We start from the raw sequence: 1,582 nt of genomic DNA on the forward strand, positions 1-1,582 counted from the left end.
CCGCAGATAGCGGTGCGGCCAGTCGACGACGACCTCGTCGGCGTCCGGGAAGCGGGCCCGCGTCGCGAAGACGGGCCGGGCGTCGCACACCGTCACGTGGTGGCCGAGGAACTTGCCGGCGCGCACCAGCGCCGCCGCGAAGTCGACCGCGCCGAAGACGATCATGCGGGGCGGCGGCACCCGGGACTCGACGAGCAGCGTGAGTCCGCCGGGGCAGTGCGAGCCGTCCTCGGACAGGCCGACCGTGCCGGTGCGCCCCGCGTCCAGCAGCGCCCGGGTCTCGGTCACCGCGGTGCGGTCCAGCTCGGGATGACCGCCGAGACCGCCCTCGTAGGAGCCGTCCGCGCGGACGAGCAGCGCCCGCCCGAGGAGCCCGGCCGGGCCCCCGACGACCCGGGCGAGCGCGGCGGGCTCGTCCCGGACGGCGGCCGACAGCGCGGCCTCGAACACCGCCCGCGAGGGCGAGCCCGCGCCGACCGGGGTGACCAGCACGTCGATGACCCCGCCGCAGGTCAGCCCCACCGCGAAGGCGTCCTCGTCGCTGTAGCCGAACCGTTCGCGCACCGTCTCGCCGTCGCGCAGGGCGGCGGTGCACAGGTCGTACACCGCGCCCTCCACGCAGCCGCCGGAGACCGAGCCGAGCGCCGTGCCCTCGCTGTCGACGGCGAGGGCCGCGCCGGGTCCGCGCGGCGCGCTGCCGCCGACGGAGACGACGGTGGCGACGGCGAACTCCCGGCCCTCCCCGATCCAGCGGTGCAGCTCGCCGGCGATGTCAAGCATCCGCCGCTCCCCCGGCCCCGGACGCCGCTCCCGTCAGTACGCGGTCGGGCCGGATCGGCAGATGGCGGTGGCGGACGCCGGTCGCGTGCCATACCGCGTTCGCGACGGCCGCGGCGGCGCCCACGATGCCGATCTCGCCGACGCCCTTGATGCCGACCGGGTCGTCGGGGTCGGGGTCGTCCACCCAGTCCGCGTCGATGTCCTGCACGTCGGCGTGCGTGGCGACGTGGTAGCCGGCGAGGTCGGGCCCGTAGAGGCCGCCGGTGGTGCGGTCCCGGACCGCCTCCTCGTGCAGGGCCATGGAGATGCCCCAGACCATGCCGCCGACGAGCTGGTTGCGGGCGGTGAGCGGGTTGACGATGCGGCCCGCGGCGAAGATGCCGAGCATGCGGCGCACCCGGACCTCGCCGGTGGTGGTGTCCACGGCGACCTCGGCGAACTGCGCCCCGAAGGAGTGCCGTTCCTTCTGGGCGAGGGCGCCGAGGGCGGCGGTGGTGTCGGAGCGCACGGTGATGCCCTCGGGCGGGAGGTCGGTGCCGAGGGCGAGCCGCTCGCGCAGTTCCGCCGCGGCGGCCGTGATCGCCCAGGCCCAGGAGCGGGTGCCCATGGAGCCGCCGGCGATCATCGCCGGCCCGAAGTCGCTGTCGCCGATGCGGACGCGGACCCGGTCCGGCGTGACCTCCAGCGCGTCGGCGGCGACCAGGGTGAGGGCGGTACGGGCGCCGGTGCCGAGGTCGGCGGCGGCGATCCGCACGGTGAAGGTGCCGTCGGCCTCGGCGGTCAGCAGGGCCGTGGAGGGCCC

General features: G+C 76.7%; 2 protein-coding genes. Both read right to left on the reverse strand.

What is annotated here, in order from left to right; all coding sequences use genetic code 11:
- A partial coding sequence (locus GTW67_RS31380; protein ID WP_161168136.1) for an XdhC family protein occupies nt 1-780 on the reverse strand: 780 nt, incomplete at its 3' end.
- A partial coding sequence (locus GTW67_RS31385; protein ID WP_161168137.1) for a xanthine dehydrogenase family protein molybdopterin-binding subunit occupies nt 773-1,582 on the reverse strand: 810 nt, incomplete at its 5' end. The genes GTW67_RS31385 and GTW67_RS31380, both read right to left, overlap by 8 nt.

It is taken from the genome of Streptomyces sp. SID5910 (assembly GCF_009862125.1).
Taxonomy (GTDB): domain Bacteria; phylum Actinomycetota; class Actinomycetes; order Streptomycetales; family Streptomycetaceae; genus Streptomyces.